Origin of the sequence: Dissulfurirhabdus thermomarina (assembly GCF_012979235.1) — a bacterium.
Lineage (GTDB): Bacteria > Desulfobacterota > Dissulfuribacteria > Dissulfuribacterales > Dissulfurirhabdaceae > Dissulfurirhabdus > Dissulfurirhabdus thermomarina.
On the sequence record NZ_JAATWC010000009.1, the window covers coordinates 13162 to 31162 of the forward strand.

General features: G+C 71.7%; 19 protein-coding genes and 2 tRNA genes. 18 read left to right on the top strand and 3 right to left on the bottom strand.

Features of this window, described 5'->3' with window-relative positions; all coding sequences use genetic code 11:
• Nucleotides 1-344 precede the first annotated feature (344 nt).
• The 3 genes from HCU62_RS09635 to HCU62_RS09645 all read left to right on the top strand — a co-directional run bounded on the left by HCU62_RS09635 (nucleotide 345) and on the right by HCU62_RS09645 (nucleotide 3374).
• Entirely contained in the window at nucleotides 345-2027 is a 1683-nt protein-coding gene (locus HCU62_RS09635) for a phosphoheptose isomerase (protein ID WP_163298639.1), read from the top strand.
• Nucleotides 2028-2030: 3 nt separating this feature from the next.
• Nucleotides 2031-3062 carry a potassium channel family protein gene (locus tag HCU62_RS09640; RefSeq protein WP_163298640.1) on the top strand — a complete coding sequence of 344 codons (1032 nt, stop codon included), beginning with the start codon at nucleotides 2031-2033 and terminating at the stop codon, nucleotides 3060-3062.
• A 78-nt stretch (nucleotides 3063-3140) separates the two neighbouring features.
• Nucleotides 3141-3374, top strand: a complete 234-nt coding sequence (locus HCU62_RS09645) for a YgaP family membrane protein (RefSeq protein ID WP_163298641.1) — start codon at nucleotides 3141-3143, stop codon at nucleotides 3372-3374.
• Between the two features lie 62 nt (nucleotides 3375-3436).
• Here the strand turns inward: HCU62_RS09645 and HCU62_RS09650 are convergent, their stop codons facing one another.
• The 3 genes from HCU62_RS09650 to HCU62_RS09660 all read right to left on the bottom strand — a co-directional run bounded on the left by HCU62_RS09650 (nucleotide 3437) and on the right by HCU62_RS09660 (nucleotide 6680).
• The gene (locus tag HCU62_RS09650; RefSeq protein ID WP_163298642.1) at nucleotides 3437-4024 is read right to left on the bottom strand and encodes a 5-formyltetrahydrofolate cyclo-ligase; all 588 of its coding nucleotides are present in this window, start codon (nucleotides 4022-4024) and stop codon (nucleotides 3437-3439) included.
• 337 nt (nucleotides 4025-4361) lie between these two features.
• Nucleotides 4362-4874: a MamS/MamX family magnetosome protein gene (locus HCU62_RS09655; protein WP_163298643.1), complete on the bottom strand. Its 513-nt coding sequence runs from the start codon at nucleotides 4872-4874 to the stop codon at nucleotides 4362-4364.
• A 411-nt stretch (nucleotides 4875-5285) separates the two neighbouring features.
• A complete protein-coding gene (locus HCU62_RS09660; protein WP_163298644.1) occupies nucleotides 5286-6680 on the bottom strand; it encodes a sigma-54-dependent transcriptional regulator in 1395 nt (464 codons plus the stop codon).
• Between the two features lie 162 nt (nucleotides 6681-6842).
• On the opposite strand from HCU62_RS09660, the gene HCU62_RS09665 reads away from it, so the two are divergent.
• The 15 genes from HCU62_RS09665 to HCU62_RS09735 all read left to right on the top strand — a co-directional run bounded on the left by HCU62_RS09665 (nucleotide 6843) and on the right by HCU62_RS09735 (nucleotide 17931).
• Entirely contained in the window at nucleotides 6843-7850 is a 1008-nt protein-coding gene (locus HCU62_RS09665) for a diacylglycerol/lipid kinase family protein (protein ID WP_169755593.1), read from the top strand.
• An 85-nt stretch (nucleotides 7851-7935) separates the two neighbouring features.
• Nucleotides 7936-8011, top strand: a tRNA-Ala gene (locus HCU62_RS09670).
• Nucleotides 8012-8215: 204 nt separating this feature from the next.
• Nucleotides 8216-8401, top strand: coding sequence for a hypothetical protein (locus tag HCU62_RS09675; RefSeq protein WP_163298647.1), 186 nt, complete (start codon nucleotides 8216-8218; stop codon nucleotides 8399-8401).
• Between the two features lie 53 nt (nucleotides 8402-8454).
• On the top strand, nucleotides 8455-8871 hold the full coding sequence (locus HCU62_RS09680; RefSeq protein ID WP_163298648.1) for a DUF1178 family protein: 417 nt from the start codon (nucleotides 8455-8457) through the stop codon (nucleotides 8869-8871).
• A 2-nt stretch (nucleotides 8872-8873) separates the two neighbouring features.
• Nucleotides 8874-9359 (top strand): FKBP-type peptidyl-prolyl cis-trans isomerase, encoded by a 486-nt coding sequence (locus HCU62_RS09685; protein WP_163298649.1) that lies wholly within the window; start codon nucleotides 8874-8876, stop codon nucleotides 9357-9359.
• 38 nt (nucleotides 9360-9397) lie between these two features.
• Nucleotides 9398-9474, top strand: a tRNA-Met gene (locus HCU62_RS09690).
• Nucleotides 9475-9690: 216 nt separating this feature from the next.
• Entirely contained in the window at nucleotides 9691-9891 is a 201-nt protein-coding gene (locus HCU62_RS09695; RefSeq protein WP_163298650.1) for a DUF2065 domain-containing protein, read from the top strand.
• A 73-nt stretch (nucleotides 9892-9964) separates the two neighbouring features.
• Nucleotides 9965-11017: a tRNA preQ1(34) S-adenosylmethionine ribosyltransferase-isomerase QueA gene (gene queA, locus HCU62_RS09700; protein ID WP_163298651.1), complete on the top strand. Its 1053-nt coding sequence runs from the start codon at nucleotides 9965-9967 to the stop codon at nucleotides 11015-11017.
• A 265-nt stretch (nucleotides 11018-11282) separates the two neighbouring features.
• Nucleotides 11283-12428: a 3-deoxy-7-phosphoheptulonate synthase gene (locus HCU62_RS09705; protein ID WP_163298652.1), complete on the top strand. Its 1146-nt coding sequence runs from the start codon at nucleotides 11283-11285 to the stop codon at nucleotides 12426-12428.
• Nucleotides 12425-13150 carry a type 1 glutamine amidotransferase gene (locus HCU62_RS09710; protein WP_163298653.1) on the top strand — a complete coding sequence of 242 codons (726 nt, stop codon included), beginning with the start codon at nucleotides 12425-12427 and terminating at the stop codon, nucleotides 13148-13150. The genes HCU62_RS09705 and HCU62_RS09710 overlap by 4 nt, the downstream gene beginning before the upstream one ends.
• A gap of 292 nt (nucleotides 13151-13442) precedes the next feature.
• The gene (trpE, locus tag HCU62_RS09715; RefSeq protein ID WP_163298654.1) at nucleotides 13443-14918 is read left to right on the top strand and encodes an anthranilate synthase component I; all 1476 of its coding nucleotides are present in this window, start codon (nucleotides 13443-13445) and stop codon (nucleotides 14916-14918) included.
• Between the two features lie 22 nt (nucleotides 14919-14940).
• Nucleotides 14941-15501, top strand: a complete 561-nt coding sequence (locus HCU62_RS09720) for an anthranilate synthase component II (RefSeq protein ID WP_163298661.1) — start codon at nucleotides 14941-14943, stop codon at nucleotides 15499-15501.
• Between the two features lie 2 nt (nucleotides 15502-15503).
• Nucleotides 15504-16526, top strand: coding sequence for an anthranilate phosphoribosyltransferase (trpD, locus tag HCU62_RS09725; protein WP_163298655.1), 1023 nt, complete (start codon nucleotides 15504-15506; stop codon nucleotides 16524-16526).
• Entirely contained in the window at nucleotides 16523-17302 is a 780-nt protein-coding gene (gene trpC / locus HCU62_RS09730; protein WP_163298656.1) for an indole-3-glycerol phosphate synthase TrpC, read from the top strand. The genes trpD and trpC overlap by 4 nt, the downstream gene beginning before the upstream one ends.
• The gene (locus HCU62_RS09735; protein ID WP_163298657.1) at nucleotides 17299-17931 is read left to right on the top strand and encodes a phosphoribosylanthranilate isomerase; all 633 of its coding nucleotides are present in this window, start codon (nucleotides 17299-17301) and stop codon (nucleotides 17929-17931) included. Before trpC ends, HCU62_RS09735 begins: the two co-directional genes overlap by 4 nt.
• Nucleotides 17932-18001: the final 70 nt, after the last annotated feature.

The window sequence follows — 18001 nt, forward strand, 5'->3', positions numbered from 1 at the left end:
ATAGGATCGGGGACCCGGAAAATCCACGGGTTTCGTGCCGTCCGTCCCGCCCTGCTCCTTGCATGGCCCCTGGGAGTCGCGTAAATTGACGACCTTGGAATCAGCCGGCGACGGCGAAGCCGCCAGCGGAAGGCACGGCGTCGAGATCCCAGGGCGCAAATGAAGCCTGCCCACCGGGCGCGTCCCGCGCCCGCCGCCGTGCGGGGGCGCCTCGCTTTGGACCGTCTGCGGTTCCTTCCAGGCGGGCGTTCCCCCGCCGGCCGCCCTCCGGGGCGCGATGCCCCGGCGGCGGCCTGCGGCCGGAGCCCGTCACCGCCTCGAATCCTCGTCCCGGGAGGTATCCCTTGATCATCCGCCCGTCGTCCCTCTCCCCCGAAGCAAAGAACGAGATCCTCCAGCGCTTCTGGCGCCGGGACCCGTCCCTGTGGGCCGCCGAGCCGGAACGGCAGGCCGCCGTGGCGAACCGGCTGGGCTGGCTGGACGTCCACCGGAAGATGCGGGACGCGGTCCCGGATCTCTTGGCCTTCGCCGCCGACGTCCGCGAACGCGGCATCCGGCGGGTGGTGCTCCTCGGCATGGGGGGGTCGAGCCTGTGCCCGCTGGTGCTCGCGCACATCTTCGGCCCCGCCGAGGGACACCCGGAGCTGGTGGTCCTCGACACCACCGACCCCCGCGAGATCCAGGCCGTGGCCGACGGCGCGGACTGGTCCTCCACCCTCTTCGTCGTGGCCAGCAAGTCGGGCACCACCGTGGAACCCAACGCCCAGTACGCCTTCTTCCGCGAGCTCGTGGCCGGGGCGGTGGCCGACCCGGGCCGCCACTTCGTGGCCATCACCGATCCAGGTTCCCCCCTGGAGGAGCTGGCCGAACGGGACGGCTTCCTCCGGGTGTTCCTGAACCCCCCGGACATCGGCGGCCGGTACTCCGCCCTGTCCCTCTTCGGGCTCGTGCCGGCCGCGCTCCTGGGGATGGACCTCGGGCGGCTGCTCGACCGGGCCGAGGAGATGGTCCGCCGGTGCGGGCCCGACGTCGCCTGGGAGGAGAACCCGGGATGCCGCCTGGGCGAGTTCCTCGGGGAATACGCCAACCAGAGCCGCGACAAGCTCACCCTGCTCGCCGACGCCCCCATCCGGCCCTTCGGGCTCTGGCTGGAGCAGCTCTTGGCCGAGAGCACCGGCAAGGAGACCATGGGGATCGTGCCCATCTTCGGCGAGACCACCGGCATTCCGGGCTTCTACGGGGGCGAGCGGATCTTCGCCTACCTCCGGCTGGCCGGGGTGCCCGAGTCGGAGAGCCTCGGCGACTTCGTTCGCGAGCTCCGGGAGGCGGAGTTTCCCGTGGAGGAGGTCGAACTCCGGGACCCCTACGACCTCGGCGGGGAGTTCTTCCGCTGGGAGATGGCCACGGCCCTGGCCTCCCACTTCATCGGTGTCAACGCCTTCGACGAGCCGGACGTGGGCAGCGCCAAGGCCAAGACCCGGGAGGTCATGGAACGCTACCGCTCGGAGGGAAAGATGCCGGTGAAGTTCTGGGTGGATCCCCAGAGCGAGATCCACTTCCGGGCCTCCAAGCTGCTGGCCCCTTCCATGAAGAGCCTGTCCAGGACCCTCCGGGACATCTTCGAGGTGCTCCCCTCCTGGGGCTACCTGGGTTTCCTGCCGTACCTTCCCTACGACCCCCGGGTGGAGGAGTTGATCCGCGACATGCGCCACCTCGTCCGCCAGGAGCGCGGGTGCGCCACCACCCTGGGGTTCGGCCCCCGTTACCTCCACTCCACGGGGCAGATCTACAAGGGCGGCCCCATGTCCGGCGCCTTCATCATCTTCACCCGGCGCCGCGAGGCGGACTACCCGGAGATCCCCGGCCTCGGCATGAGCTTCTGGCATCTCCAGTTCGCCCAGGCGGCCGGGGATTTCGAGGCGCTCTCCGAGGCACGGCGCCGGGTCGTCCACGTCCACCTGCCGGCGGACTATGCCCTCGGGCTCGAGAGTTTCGGCAAGGTGCTCTCCCGGGCGGTTCGGCTCTGAGCCATGAAGGGGATGCTCCCGGGCCGGTATTCCCGCCGGTGGGCCCGGCTCTCGGCCCTGCTCCTCCTGCTCTGGGCCGCGGGGGTGGGGGGGTACATGTGGATCGAGGGCTGGAGCTTCCGGGACGCCCTCTACATGACCACCATCTCCCTCACCACCGTGGGCTACGAGGAGGTGCACCCCCTCTCCCCCGAGGGCCGGAGCTTCACCGTCGGACTGCTGCTCGTGGGGGTGGGCTTCTTCTTCTATGCCCTCGGCTTGCTCAGCCAGGCCGTGCTCGAGGGGCACCTCAGGGGATTCTGGGAGCGACGACGCATGGAAAAGGCCATCGACAAGCTCAACCACCACTTCATCATCTGCGGTTACGGCCGGATCGGCCGGACCATCCAGCGCACCATCTCCGAGCGGGGCATCCCGGTGGTGGTGGTCGAGAACCAGCGGGAGGTCGTGGAGGAGCTTTCGGCGGCGGGGCTCCTCTACGTGGAGGGGGACGCCACCCAGGACGAGGTCTTGTTGACCGCCGGGGTGGAGCGGGCCCGGGGGGTCATCTGCGTCCTCCACTCGGACGCCGACAACGTCTACGTGACCCTCACCGCCCGGGCCATCAACCCCGGGCTCATGATCGTGGCCCGGGCCGACGATGCCAACGCCGAGAAGAAGATGATCCAGGCGGGGGCCGACCGGGTCATCTCCCCCTACGAGATCGGCGCGCGGCGGATGGCCCTGGCCGTCCTGCAGCCCACCGTCACCGAGTTCCTCGACCTGGCGGTCCACTCCACGGCACTCGACTTGAAGATCGAGCAGGTGGAGCTGGCCGAGGACAGCCCCCTGGTGGGGCGGAGCCTCGCCGAGGCCGCCATCCGGGAGGAGACCGGCGTGACCGTCCTGGCGGTGCAGCAGCTGGAGAACCACATGTTCCTGGGGCCGCCGCCGTCCTACGTCCTGCGCGGCGGCGATATCCTGGTGGTCATGGGGGACGGGCGGGGGCTGGCGGCCTTCCGGGACCTGGCCTCGGCGGGGACAAGGGAGGCTTGATGCCTTATAATGAGGGGCGTCAAGGTCCGCCGCTGGGCGGGCCCGGAATCCACCGACCCACCGAGTAAGGAGGCACACATGTATCGCGCCAGAACCGACAGCTGGTACCTCGAACGCATCGTGTTCGTCATCGCCGGTGTGGTGGTGCTCGGGGGCACCATCCTCGGCATCGTGCACCATCCCTACTGGTTCGCCCTTCCCATCCTGGCCGGCCTCAACATGTTGATCTTCGCCTTCACGGGGTTCTGCCCGGCGGCCATCGTCTTGTACAAGCTGGGCGCCAGGCCCATGTGCGGGCGGCCGGAGGCCTGAACACCGCGGGCGGCCGAAAGGCCGCCCGTTTTCTTTGGCAGCCCGCCGTTGCGTCCGGGGGGTCACCGGGAGAAGAAGAGGGTGCGCCGCTCGGTGACCAGGACGTCCAGCCGCTGATCGTAGGGCCCCAGGGGGATCTGGTCCAGGACCTGGAAGTCGAACCCGAGCCCCACTCGGAGGGCGCCGGGGGCCTCATGGGCCAGGAACCGGTCGTAGTAGCCGCCGCCGTAGCCGTAGCGCCCGCCCCGGAGGTCGAAGACGCTGCCCGGGACGAGGACCAGGTCGATGTCCGAGGGGGCCACCGGGGCGGCCCTTTCCGGGTCGGGTTCCGGGATGCCGTAGAGGCCCGGGACGAGGTCGTCCATCCCGGTGACCCGGTAGGGGACGAGGCGCCGGTGGAGCGGATCGGTCTTGGGGACGGCCAGGGGCAGTCCGCGGGCGAGGCGGGTCCGGATGTGCCGGCGGGTGTCCACCTCGCTTCGAAAGGAGACGAAGGCCATGGGGAGGGCGGCCGACCGGTAGGCCGGAAGCTCTTCCAGCCGTTCGGTGATCCGCGCACTCCAGTCGTCCCGGAGTTCCGGGGCGATGTCATCCCGCCGGGCCAGCATCTGGCGCCGGAGGGTCTCGGTGTCGTCGGCCGCGGGCTTCATGGATTCGATGTGCGGGCGTCACGGGTGATGACGTCGCGAAAATGCACGGGCTGCTGCGGTGCTTCGGATGCTCTCGTCATTGCGGCGGAGCTCAGCTACGCCTCATTCCTCGACATCCTCGCGCCTCGCGTTTGGCGATTTTGGCTCATCCATCCCCCCAGGGGCCTTTTTACGAGGCCATCAGGGGTTGCAGGTGGAACGGCCCCGCCGAAACGCCGGGTGCAAGAGCGGAAGCTTCGAGGGCCGGTGGGCCGCTTGCGGCCCGGGAGCCCGACCGCGCCCCTTCCCTGGAACCTTCCTACCACGCCCCCCGGCGGGGGGCAAGACGGCAGCCGGATCAGGGCCCGGCGGGCGGGGCGGGAGCGGGGGCGGAGTGGAAGACGCGGATGCAGGAGGCGTTGCGGCAGGCGGGGTTGCGCCAAACAGGGCGGCAGGCGGCGTCGCGGAAGGTCTGGACGCGCCCGGATTCGGGGAACCTCACCTCGCGGGCCAGGAGGGCCAGCTCACCGTTGACGTCGTAGAACTTGGACCCCACCACGGTGACCTTTTCGTCCTGCTGGAGGGTGAAGCCGATGCGCCGCAGGAACCACCGCGGCGCGGTGAGGACCCGGTAGGTGTGGCCCCCCGCCCGGAGCAGGAAGACGTGCATGCCCCTGCGGAAGGCGGCGGGGGGGAAGGCCGCCACCGTGCCGGTGAGGACGATCTCGGTGTTCTCGTCGTAGACCGTCTCGTCGGCCCCCGGGGCCTGGGCGGCGCAGAGGAAGACCAGGGCGGCGGCCAGGGCGGCCCCCCAGCCGCAGGGCCGGTGTCCGAAGGGTCTCGCTGGCTTCTGGATATCTCGATGCTTCATACCTTTTGGATACGACACGCAATGATTGTGCCGGACGTATCGGCCGGCCGCAAGCTCCGGCCGCCCGCCGGGCCTCCGGGGTGCACGCAAATCTTGCGTTCGGCGTGCAGTTCTTGCATGTGCCTGCCACGCGGGGGGCGCCTGCCGAGGCCGGGGTTCCGCCCGGTCGGGGCCTGTCCGGCCGGGTGCGAGGGTGCCGGGGGAAGAGGCCCGTTCGGGTACACTGCGGTGGCGGGCACGTCCGAAGCGTTGCGGCACAGCGGCGGTTTCGGCGGCGCCATCAAAAAATGAAGGCCTTCCGTCGGATGACGTGAAGGCCTTCGGGGAGAGGAGGGTTGGGAGGGATTGGGTTGCTCGTGCCCCAGAACAAAAGCAAGCGGCATGCCATCCATGATGCCCTCGCCGAAAGGGTCATCCCGCGGGTGTCTCATCCGCGGGGCGGTCCTGTCCCCGCCGGCCCGAAAGGCCGTAGGCCTTCAGCTTGTACTGGAGGGTCCGGAGGGAGATGCCCAGCAGTTCCGCCGCCTTGCGGCGGTGCCCCCCCGTCTGGCGCAGGGCCTCCTCGATGGCCTCCCGCTCCCGCTCCTGGAGGGTCTTCACCGGGCCCGTCTCGGGCCCGGAAGGGGCGGACCCCGGCGGCGGTGCGCCGCCGGGGGGCGAGAGCATCAGGCGGCCCTCCCGGCTCAGGATGATGGCCCGCTCGAGGTAGTTGTAGAGCTCCCGGATGTTGCCGGGCCAGGGGTAGTCCGCCAGCCTCTCGTAGTCCGCCCCTTCCGGCGGGCGCACCTTCTTGCCCACCCGGGCCGCGATGGTTTCCACGAGGTGGGCGGCGATCCGGGGCAGGGCGTCCCGCCGGGCCCGGAGGGGCGGCAGGGTGACGGGGAAGACGTTGAGCCGGTAGTAGAGGTCTTCCCGGAAGCGCCTTTCGGTGGTGGCCCGGGCGAGGTCCTGGTTGGTGGCGGCCACGAGGCGGGCGTCGGTGATCAGGGTCGACGTCCCGCCCACCCGCTCGAAGGCCCGGTCCTGCACCACCCGGAGGAGCTTGCCCTGGGCGGGGAGTGGCAGCTCCCCGATCTCGTCCAGGAAGAGCGTGCCCCCCTGGGCCAGCTCGAACTTGCCCCGTCGGGTCTTGACCGCCCCGGTGAAGGCCCCGCGCTCGTGGCCGAAGAGCTCGGACTCGATGAGGGTCTCGGGGATGGCGGCGCAGTTGATCTCCACGAAGGGCCCGTCCTTGCCGCTCAGGTGGTGGATGGCCCGCGCCACGAGGCTCTTTCCCGTGCCGCTCTCCCCGAGGAGGAGCACGGTGGCCTCGGTGCCCGCCACCTCTCGGATCTCCCGTTCCACCTCGGGCATGCCGGCGAAGAGGATCTCCGGCGGCGGGAGCCCCTCTGCGAGTTTCCCCCGGAGGACGTCGCTGGCGGCCACGAGGGCCTGGCGCTCCAGGGCCCGGCGAACGGCGAGCCGGAGTTCCTCCGGTTCCTTGAGCGGCTTGACGAGGTAGTCCAGGGCCCCGTCCTTCATGGCCTGGACGGCGGTCTCCACGGTGGCGTAGGCGGTGAGCAGGATGAAGTCCACCTCGGGCCGCTCCGAGCGCACCTGCCGGAGGAGTTCGAGCCCGGAGATGTCGGGCATCTTGAGGTCGGTGAGCACCAGGTTGGGCGAGAACGCCCCCACCCGTTCCAGGGCCTCGCGGCCGCTGTGGGCGGTCTCCACCTGGTAGCCCGCGTCCTGGAGGATGCGGGAGAGGAGGGTGGCCAGGGGCCTTTCGTCGTCGACGACGAGGATCCTGAAGGTTCCGGGTTCCATGGAGTCGGGGCCGGCGACCCGTCGGCCGGGCACCGGATACAGCTACTATAAGAAAAGGGACCCGGCGGCGCCACCCCGCCGCCGCCCGGCTGTTTGCCCGGCCGCCGAAGTACGGTAAAGTCGGGGCGCGGGACCGCCTCGTCCCGGCGGACCAGGCCCCTTATGGATTGTCTCTTCCTCGTCAACCCCACCTCCGGCAACGGCGCCGGCCGGCGCCTGGCCGCCCGGCTCGAGGCGGCCTCCCCGCCGGACGTGGGCGTCCAGGTCGTCTTCACGGACCCGGGCCGGCTCGAACGCCAGGTGACCTCCCTGGCCCCGGGCCGGGACCTCGTCGTGGCGGCCGGGGGGGACGGGACGGCCACCCGGGTGGGCCGGGGGCTCCTGGAGCTGGCCGCGCCGCCCTCCCTGGCGGTGGTACCCCTCGGGACGGGCAACGACCTCGCGCGCAGCCTCGGGTGGCTCCGCGTGTGGCGGGCCGGGGGGCTGGAGGCCTTCTGGGCCGGGGTGGCCGCCGGCCGGGTGGCGGCCCTGGACGTATGGCAATTCGGCGCCGGCCGGCCCTTCCTGTGCTACGCCAGCTTCGGACTGGACGCCCGGGTGGTGGAGGGCTTCAGCCGGGGCCGCGGGTCCGGGCCCCGCTGGCTCCACAACCTGCGGTACCTGGCCCACGGGCTCCGGCAGGCGATGGCCTTCCCGGGACCCCGTTCCGCCCTGCGGCTCGAGCTCCGCGGTGCCGGCCGGCGGGAGGGCTCCCGGGTGACGGCGGAACCGGCGGTGCTGTTGGCCGGCAACATCGACTCCTACGCGGGGGGCGCCAGGCTCGCCCGGGACGCCCACTGGGGCGACGGTCTCATCGAGATCTACCTGTTCTCCACGGTGGCCGCCTACGTCCGCTTCGTCCTCGCCGCGCGGCTGCCCCGCTTCCGCGCGCCGGAATGCAGCTTCCGGGCCCGCGGGGTGGAGATCCGGGGCACCGGTCCCTTCCCCGTTCAGGTCGACGGGGAGTGGGCCGGCCGCCTCTACCCGGACGGCGCCTTCACCATCGAGCCCGTCAGGGCGCTCCCCGTCCTCGTCCCCCCGGCGGACTTCGCCGTCCGGGAGTTCACCGGGGTGCGCTGGACCGCCCCCGCCCCGGTCCATCCGCCGGTCCCCACCACCTTCGGGGAATGAGGGATGGATCGGCTTGACAGGAGCGAGTTCTCCGTTTTATCTAGGATTCTTCCGGGCGAAGCCCGGTGTGGAACCGACGGATCATGGGGGTGTAGCTCAGCTGGGAGAGCGCCACGTTCGCAACGTGGAAGTCAGGGGTTCGAATCCCCTCATCTCCACCAGATTTCCGGGAAAGGGCGAGGCCTCGAGCCTGGCCCTTTCCTTTTGCGTTCGTGCCGGGATGACGGCGAAGCGGCCGCCGGCCGCGTGCCTTTCCTCCCGGCGTTCCGATTTGGCGCGGCCGGAACCCATCGCGCCGGGCACGGGGAGCTCTGGGCCCGCCCCCGGGGCTGGAACTGCATGCGACTTGAAGGAGGTCCGCCGAGATGAAAGATTCCACCTACGTCCGCGAGGAATGCCTTCGGCAGACGGTCGAGATCGCCAAGGCCTACGCCCAGTCCGGGGAGAACAAGCACGGGCCCATGACGGAGTTCCTCGACGCCGTCTACCGGAAGCTCATCGAGCTGCGGGAGGACCTGGACCGGGAGACGCCGGGGCCTGACCGGGCCTGACCGGGCCGCCGGTTTGCGGCCTTTCGGCCGAGCTGGTATCCATTGAAGGAGCCATGATCGCCTTCGACCTTCGGTGCGACAACGACCACGTCTTCGAGGCGTGGTTCAAGGACGGCGCCGCCTACGAGGCCCAGCAGGAGGAAGGGCGCCTCTGCTGTCCCGTCTGCGGCAGCTGTTCCGTCCGCAAGGCCCCGTCCGCCGTGGCCGTCCGCACGGGGCCGCCCCGGGACGGCCCGGACCCGCGCCATGCCCTGGCCGTCCTCGTCCACCGGGTGGCCAAGGCCATCCGGGAGACCACCGAGGACGTCGGCCACCGGTTCGCCGAGGAGGCCTTGAAGATGCACTACGGCGCGTCCGAGCCGCGGAACATCCGGGGAGTGGCCACCGCCGAGGAGGAAGAGATGCTGCGCCGGGAAGAGGTCCCGTTCTTCAAGTTCCCGCTCCCTGACGAGGAGAAGGGAAGCCACTGAAGGTGCCGGACGCCGGGGCGGAGCGCAAGGTGGTGGAGCCGGGCCTCCTGGTGGTGGTGGAGTACGAGGTGCGCCTTGCCTCCGGGAGGGTCGTGGACTCGTCCGAGAAGTCCGGGGGGGCCGCGGCCTTCGTCTGCGGCGCCGGCGACTTTCCCCGTCCCGTGGAGGAGGGGATCGTGGGGCTCTCGGTGGGCGATCGCAAGGTCATCGTGGTCCCGCCGGCCTTCGGCTACGGCGCCTACGATCCCCGGCGGGTGGTGCTGGTGGCCAGCGAGCGCATGGCCGGGGAGGTGGAGGCCGGGAAGGTGGTCAAGGCCCCGGACGAGTTCGGCATCCGCCGGCCGGCCCTGGTGCGGGCCGTCTGGGAGGGGGTCGTCCTCGTGGACTTCAACCATCCCCTGGCGGGCAAGGACCTCCACTTCGAGGTGGTGGTCCGGGACGTCCGGCCGGCCGGGGAGGCGCCGGCGGCGGCTCCGGCGGCTTCTTGACATTCCGGCCGAATGCCGGTAATAGGTGACGCCCACGTGGCGGTGTAGCTCAGTTGGTTAGAGCATGCGGCTCATATCCGCAGCGTCCGGGGTTCAAGTCCCTGCACCGCCACCACTTTCCATCCCTGGTCTTCGGTCCTTGACGGACGCAATCCCGATGGCCACGCAAAAAGGCCTCTATGTGGATGGCTCGGCAGAAATCGCCGGATGCAAGGCGCGAGGATGTCGGGGAATGAGGCGGAGTTGAGCTCCGCCGAAATGACGAGAACATCCGAAGCACCGCAGCAGCCCGCGACTTTTTGCGGCGCCATCGATTCCGGCGGGTCCTTCCATGAAGCTCCTCGTCTGTCTCCTCGGTCTCGTCCTGGTCGTGGAGGGACTTCCCTACTTCGCCTTCCCGGAGAAGATGCAGGGGTGGCTCCGGCAGCTTTCGGAGATCCCGCCGGGCCACCTCCGGTGGATCGGCCTGGCCAGCACCCTCTTCGGGCTGGCCCTCTGCTACCTGGGAAGGCGAAGCGGCCTCCTCCCGTGATGGCGCTGCGACGGGGCCGCGCCGGCCGGCCCGCCCCGGTCTTTCCCCGAAGCCGGCGGATCCACGCCGTCCCATGACCCGGGGATTCTCCCTCTCCGAGTACGACTACCCGCTTCCGGAATCCGCCATCGCCCGGTACCCGGCGCCCAGGCGGACGGGTTCGCGCCTCTTGGTGATGGACCGGCGGACGGGCCGGCTCGCCGACCGCCGCTTCGCCGAGGTGGGGGCCTATCTCCGGCCGGGTGACTGCCTGGTCCTGAACGACACGGCGGTCTTCCCCGCCCGTCTCCGCGGCCGGAAGCCCACGGGCGGCCGGGTGGAGCTGCTCCTCCTCGGCTTTCCCCGGGAGGCGGGGGACGGGACGGCCGAGGCCCGGGCCCTGTGCCGCGCCTCCAAGGGGCTTCGGGCCGGGCAGCGCGTGGAGGTGGCCCCCGACCTCGAGGTGGAGGTCCTGGCCGTGGAGGGCGGCGGCGAGGCGCGGGTCCGGCTGCACTACCGGGGAGGGCTCGCCCGGGTCCTCGACCGGCGCGGGGAAGTTCCGCTGCCGCCCTACATCCGCCGGGCGCCGGAGGCCCCCGACCGCCGCCGCTACCAGACGGTCTACGCCGCGCGGACGGGTTCCGTGGCGGCCCCGACCGCCGGACTCCACTTCAGCCGGGGGCTGCTGGAGGAGATCCGGGCCGCGGGGGTCCGGGTGGCCCGGGTCACCCTCCACGTGGGCTACGGGACCTTCGCGCCCATCCGGGTGGACGACGTCCGGGCGCACCGGATCCACGAGGAATGGGTCTCGGTGCCGGCCGAGGCCGTGGCGGCCGTGGCCGAGACCCGGCGGGCCGGCGGGCGCGTGGTTGCCGTGGGCACCACCACGGTCCGGGCCCTGGAATGGGCGGCGGAGGGCGAGGGGGGGCTCGAGCCGCGGGAGGGGGCCTGCGGCCTCTACATCCTCCCGGGGCACCGGTTCCGGGTGGTGGACGCCCTCGTCACCAACTTCCACCTGCCCCGGTCCTCGCTGCTGGTGCTGGTGGCGGCCTTCGCCGGGCTGGACCCGGTGCTTCGGGCCTACGCCCATGCCCGGGACCGCGGCTACCGGTTCTACAGCTACGGAGACGCCATGCTGATCCTCTGACCCGGCGGGGATGAGGCCTTGTAGGATGGCCGCGTGAAAAGTCCTCGAAGTGGAGGCTCGGCAAAGATCGCCGGATGCAAGGCGCGAGGATGTCGGGGGATGAGGCGGAGTTGAGCTGCGCCGCAATGACGAGAACATCCGAACGCCACCGCAGCCCGCGACTTTTTGCGACGCCGCCATGAATTGACCGGTTTCGCGGCCGGTGGTATAGGTAAAAATTCCTCCCGGTTCGATGGGGAGGTGAGTCCCCGAAGGGAGTCCAGCCATGATCATCATCCTCAAGCCCGACACGGATCCCGCCGGCCCGGAGGTGGCCCAGATCCTCGAGTACCTCCGGCAGTTCCCCGACGTGAAGACCCGGCTCTCCGGGGTCCGGGGTGCCAGCCGGGTGGTCTCCGAGATCTACCTCATCGGCCCCACCCACAGCGTGCCCATGGAGACCCTGGAGCGCATGGCCGGGGTCGAGCGGGTGGTCCGGATCTCCAGCAAGTACCGCCAGATCGGCCGACACGGCGGCCAGCTGGAGGAATTCGGCTTCGACTACAACGGGATCCACTTCGACCAGAACTGCTTCCACGTCTTCATGGGGCCCTGCGCCGTGGACACCCCGGAAAACGTCGAGGCCATGTGCCGAAGCATGCAGCGGCTCGGCGTCACCACCGCCCGCATGGGGGCCTACAAGCCCCGGACCAGCCCCTACGACTTCCAGGGGCACGGCAAGGCCTGCCTCCCCTGGGTCTTCGAGATCGCCGGCAAGTACGGCATCAAGGTCATCGCCATGGAGGTGCTCCGGGCGGTCCACATCGAGGAGATCTTCGAGGCCCTCGAGGCGGCCGGCCGGCCCACCGGCGTCATGCTGCAGGTGGGCACCCGAAACGCCCAGAACTTCGAACTCCTGAAGGCCGTCGGGTCCCAGCAGGAGTTCCCCGTCCTCTACAAGCGCGGCATGGGGCTCACCCTGGAGGAGTCCCTGAACGCCTGCGAGTACATCGCCAGCGAGGGCAACCGCAACATCGTCTTCTGCCTGCGCGGGGTGAAGTCGCACCTCGGGGAACCCCACCGGAACCTCATCGACTTCGGCCACGTCCCCGTGCTGAAGCGGCTGACGCGGCTGCCCGTCTGCGTGGATCCCACCCACTCCGTGGGGACCAAGGACCGCGCCCCGGACGGCATCCTCGACATCTTCCACGCCACCGCCGAGGGCGTGGTGGCCGGGGCCAACATGGTGCTCGTGGAGTTTCACCCGAAGCCCGAGACGGCCCTCTGCGACGGCCCCCAGGCCCTCACCCTCTCCGAGATGGAGCACTACCTCGAGGACGTCCGCATCGTCCGCGAGGCCTACGAACAACGCAAGGCCCTCGCGGAGCGCCGGGTCTTCGGGGAGTGGAGCACGAAGGGCGCGGCGGCGTGACCTCGGCGTCCGCGCCTCGGATTCACGCCCTCCAGCACGTCCCCTTCGAGGGGCCGGCCGCCCTGGCCCACTGGGCCCGCGAGCGGGGCCTCCGCCTGGAGGTGACCCGCCTCTTCGCCGGCGAGCCCCCGCCGGAGACGGCGGCCTTCGACCTCCTGGCCGTGCTCGGCGGACCCATGGGGGTGGGGGACGCCGCGGACCATCCCTGGATGGCGGGGGAGATGCGCCTCGTGGAGGCGGCGGTCCGGGCGGGGAAGGGCGTCCTGGGCGTCTGCCTCGGGGCCCAGATCCTCGCCCACGTCCTGGGGGCGGCGGTGCGGCGGAATCCCCACCGGGAGATCGGCTGGTTCCCCGTGACCCTCACCCCGGAGGGGCGCCGCCATCCCCTCACCGCCGGGCTCCCGGAGACCTTCGAGGCCTTCCACTGGCACGGGGAGACCTTCGACATCCCCGCCGGCGCCGAGCACCTGGCCTCGTCCGAGGCCTGCCGCCACCAGGCCTTCGCCCTGGGGCCCCGGGTGATCGGGCTCCAGTTCCACCTCGAGACCACACCGGCGGCGGTGGAGCGGCTCGTCACCCACTGCGCCGACGAGCTCGACGGTGGTCCGTGGGTCCAGGCCCCGCACGAGATGGCCGCCGACCCGGGCCGTTTCTCCGCCCTCCGGGGCCGCCTCGACGCCCTGCTCGATGCCTGGGCGGCGGCCGGCGCCGCCGGGGGTTGACAGCCGGCCCCGGCCGGGTCATAAGACTAGCGATGCGCGTCCCTCCACTCGAAGGAGGGCGCCCGGGGAGGCGGCCCAGTGCAGCCCGAAAGACCCATCCCGAGACCGCACCGACCGGGTCCCACCCCGGGGCGCCGATGGCGCCGCGCTCCCGCCGACTGAACCGACGAGGGCGCGCCCATCTCACCGTGACGGGGCACCACAGGGGGTTGGAGCACCGTGGGCACGTACCTCTGGCCCACGGTTTTTTCGTGGTGCCCTCCGCCATCGCCCCCCTGTGAACGAGCCGACCATGCTGACGCCGGACCTCACCCAGTTCAAGGCCCTGGCCGCCGATTACAACCTGATCCCCGTGTGGCGCGAGGTCCCGGTGGACTTCGACACCCCGGTTTCCCTCTTCGCCAAGCTTTCGGACGGGGGGCCCGCCTTCCTGCTCGAGTCCCTCGAGGGCGGCGAGAAGTGGGGCCGGTACAGCTTCATCGGCCTCCGGCCCTTCCTGGTCTTCGGGTGCCGGGGACGCGAGGTCTTCACCGAGGTTCGGGGCCGCCGGGAGACCCGGGCGGCGGACGATCCCCTGGAAGTCCTCCGGGAGATCATGGGGGGGTTCCGCCCGGCGCCGGTCCCGGGGCTGCCCCGTTTCTACGGCGGCGCCGTGGGTTACCTCGGCTACGACATGGTCCGGTTCATGGAGCGGCTGCCGGAGCTGGCCCCCGAGACCACGGGCTTCGCCGACGCCACCTTCATGTTCCCGGAGCTCCTCCTGGTCCACGACAATCTTCGCCACAGCCTCCAGATCGTCGCCTGTCTCCGGGTGGACGACCCGGCCGGGGCCGAGGGCGTCTACCAGCAGGGCGTCCGGGCCGTGGAGAACATCACCCAGCGCCTGCGCCGTGGCATCGACTACCGGGATCCGCCCGTGGGGCAACAGGTGCTCACCCATCTCGCCCCGGAGATCCCCCGGGAGCGGTTCGAGGAGATGGTCCGACGGGCCAAGGAGTACATCCGGGCCGGGGACGTCATCCAGGTGGTGCTCTCCCAGCGGTTCTCCGGGCAGGCCGGGGTGCCGCCCTTCGACCTGTACCGGGCCCTGCGGAAGATCAACCCCTCGCCCTACCTCTACTACCTCCAGCTGGGGGACGAGGTCCTGGTGGGATCCTCCCCCGAGATCCTGGTGCGCCTCACCGACGGGCTGGTGGAGGTGCGCCCCATCGCCGGCACCCGGCCCCGCGGGCGGACGCCCGAGGAGGACGCGGCCCTCGAGGCGGAACTCCTCGCCGACCCCAAGGAACGGGCCGAGCACCTCATGCTGGTGGACCTCGGACGCAACGACGTCGGGCGGGTGGCCCGCATCGGCACCGTCCGGGTCAACGACCTCATGGTGGTGGAGCGCTACTCCCACGTGATGCACCTCGTCTCCGGGGTGACCGGGCGGCTCGCCGAGGGCCGGGACATGTTCGACGTGCTCCGGGCCTGCTTCCCCGCCGGGACGGTGAGCGGCGCGCCCAAGATCCGCGCCATGGAGATCATCGAGGAGCTCGAGCCCGTCCGGCGGGGGCCCTACGCGGGGGCCGTGGGCTACCTCGGCTTCTCCGGGAACATGGACCTCGCCATCACCATCCGGACCCTTTTCCAGAAGGGAGACCGGCTGTATCTTCAGGCGGGCGCCGGGATCGTGGCGGATTCCGACCCGGCCCGCGAGTGGGACGAGACCCTCAACAAGGGCCGGGCCCTCATGCGCGCCATCGACCTGGCCCAGGAGGGGCTCTGAGGCACCCGTGACGGGGCGGAACATGCTGCTGGTCATCGACAACTACGATTCCTTCACCTACAACCTCGTCCAGGCCCTCGGGACCCTGGGCGCCGAGATGCGGGTCATCCGCAACGACGAGGCCACGGTGGAGGAGATCGCCGCCTGGCCCGTGGACCGGCTCCTCGTCTCGCCGGGGCCCTGCACGCCCAACGAGGCGGGCATCTCCGTGGCGGCCATCCGCCACTTCGCCGGCAAGGTGCCCATCCTCGGGGTCTGCCTCGGCCACCAGTCCATCGGGGCGGCCTTCGGGGCCCGGGTGGTGCGGGCCGGCCGTCTCATGCACGGCAAGACCTCCCTGGTCCACCACGACGGGCAGGGGGTCTTCCGGGGGCTTCCCGATCCCTTCGAGGCCATGCGGTACCACTCGCTCCTGGTGGAGGAGGGCCTCCCCGACTGCCTGGTGAAGACGGCCTGGACCGCCGAGGGGGAGCTCATGGGGCTGCGCCACCGAGAGCTCCCGGTGGAGGGGGTGCAGTTCCACCCGGAGTCCATCATGACCCCGGAGGGGCCGGCGCTCCTCCGAAACTTCCTGGAGATGTGACCATGGAGGCGATCCGCGCGGCCATCTCCGCCCTGGTGGAGGGGCAGGACCTGGACGAGGCGGCCATGGCGGCCGTCATGGGCGAGATCATGGAGGGCGCGGCCACCCCGGCCCAGATCGGCGCCTTCCTGACGGCGCTGCGGCTCAAGGGCGAGACGGTGGCCGAGATCACCGGGGCGGCCCGCGTCATGCGGGCCAAGGCCGAGGGGATACCGGTCCGCCGGGCGCCCGGCGAGGTCCTGGTGGACACCTGCGGGACGGGCGGCGACGGCGCGGCCACCTTCAACGTCTCCACCACCGCCGCCTTCGTGGTGGCCGGGGCGGGGGTCCGGGTGGCCAAGCACGGCAACCGGTCGGTCTCGAGCCGCTCCGGGAGTGCCGACGTCCTGGAGGCCCTCGGGGTGGACCTGTCGCTTGCGCCCGAGGCCGTGGGGCGCGCCGTGGAGGAGATCGGTATCGGCTTCCTCTTCGCCCCGGCCCTGCATCCCGCCATGAAGCACGCCATCGGCCCCCGGCGGGAGATCGGGATCCGGACCCTCTTCAACGTCCTCGGCCCCCTCACCAACCCGGCGGGGGCCGAGGTCCAGCTCCTCGGGGTCTACGACCCGGCCCTCACGGCCCCGCTGGCCGAGGCCCTTGGGCGCCTCGGCGCCGCCCGGGCCTGGGTGGTGCACGGGGCGGGGGGCCTCGACGAGGTGAGCCTCCTCGGGCCCACGGAGGTGGCGGAGTGGACCGGGTCGGGGGTCCGGACCTTCCGGGTGGGCCCCGAGGACGCGGGGCTCGCCCCCTGCCGCCCGGAGGATCTCGCCGGCGGGGACGCCGCCGAAAACGCCCGCATCCTGGAGGCCGTGCTCTCGGGCGAGCCCGGGCCCCGGCGGGAGATGGTGCTCTTGAACGCGGGGGCCGCCATCCACCTGGCCGGGAAGGCGCCGGGCCTGCGGGAGGGGGTCCGGGCGGCGGCCGAGGCCGTGGATTCCGGCGCGGCCCTGGCGAAGCTCCGGGCGCTTGCCGGGTGGCGGGGATGAACATCCTCGAGACCATCGTGGCCCACAAGCGGGAGGAGGTGGCCGCCCGGCGGCGGGCGGGGCTCCGCCCCCCCGAGCGGGAGATCGCCCCGCACCGGCCGTTTCGCGCCGCCCTCCTGGACGAGCCGGGGGTCTCCGTCATCGCGGAGCTCAAGAAGGCCTCCCCCTCCAAGGGGGTCCTCGCGGCGGACTTCCGGCCCCTGGACCTCGCCCGCCGGTACCGGGCCGGCGGGGCGGCGGCCATCTCGGTCCTGACCGACGAGCGCTTCTTCCAGGGGCGGATCGAGACCCTCGCCGCGGTCCGCGAGGTGGTGGACCTCCCCCTCTTGCGAAAGGACTTCCTCATCGACCACTTCCAGGTGGACGAGGCCTTCGCCTGGGGCGCCGACGCGGTCCTCCTCATCGCGGCCATCCTGGACCGGGTGCTCCTCGGGGAACTCCTGGCCCACGCCCGGGAGGCCGGCCTCGACTGCCTGGTGGAGGTCCACGACGAGAGGGAGCTGGAGGAAGTCCTCGCGGCCGGGGCGGATCTCGTCGGCGTGAACAACCGCAACCTCCGGGACTTCACCGTCTCCATCGAGACCACCCTCCGGCTGCGGGAGCGCGTGCCCGGGGAGGTGCCCCTGGTGAGCGAGAGCGGGATCTCCACGCCGGAGGACGTGGCCCGGCTGCGGGCGGCCGGCGTCACCGCGGTGCTCGTGGGCGAGGGCCTGGTGACGGCCCCGGACCCGGCCGAGGCGGTCCGGGCGCTTCGCGGGGCGGGGGCGGGCCGGTGACCCGGGTCAAGGTCTGCGGCCTCACCGACGCGGCCGAGGCCGTGGCCGTGGCCGCCGCCGGGGCGGATGCCGTGGGGCTCGTCTTCGCGGAGAGCCCCCGCCGGGTGAGCATGGAGACGGCGCGGGGGATCGTGGCGGCCCTGCCGCCTTTCGTCCAGTCCGTGGGGGTCTTCGTGGACGAGGACCCCGCCAGGGTGGCGGAGGTGGCGGCGGCCTGCGGGCTCGACCTCCTCCAGTTCCACGGGGAGGAACCCCCCGCCTACTGCGCCCGGTTCGCCCCCCGGGCGGTGAAGGCCCGACGGGTCCGGTCCGCCGACGACATCGAGGCCTTGCGGCCCTACGAGGCGGCCGTCCGGGCCTTCCTCCTGGATGCCTGGGCCCCGGACGCCCACGGGGGAACCGGGCGGACCTTCGACTGGGCCCTGGCGGTCCGGGCGGTCAGGGAACTGGCTCGGCCGGTGATCCTCGCGGGGGGGCTCGACCCCGAAAACGTCGGCCGGGCCGTGGCCCGGGTACGGCCCTGGGCCGTGGACGTGAGCTCGGGGGTGGAGCGCGCCCCGGGCCGGAAGGACCCGGCCCGGGTGGCGGCCTTCGTCCGGGCCGTGGCCGCGGCCCCGGAGCCCGCCTGAAAAAACTGGATCCGTGGGCGTCCAAGAACGGGCCGGATGCAAGGCGGCGGCGATATCGATAATATTTTGA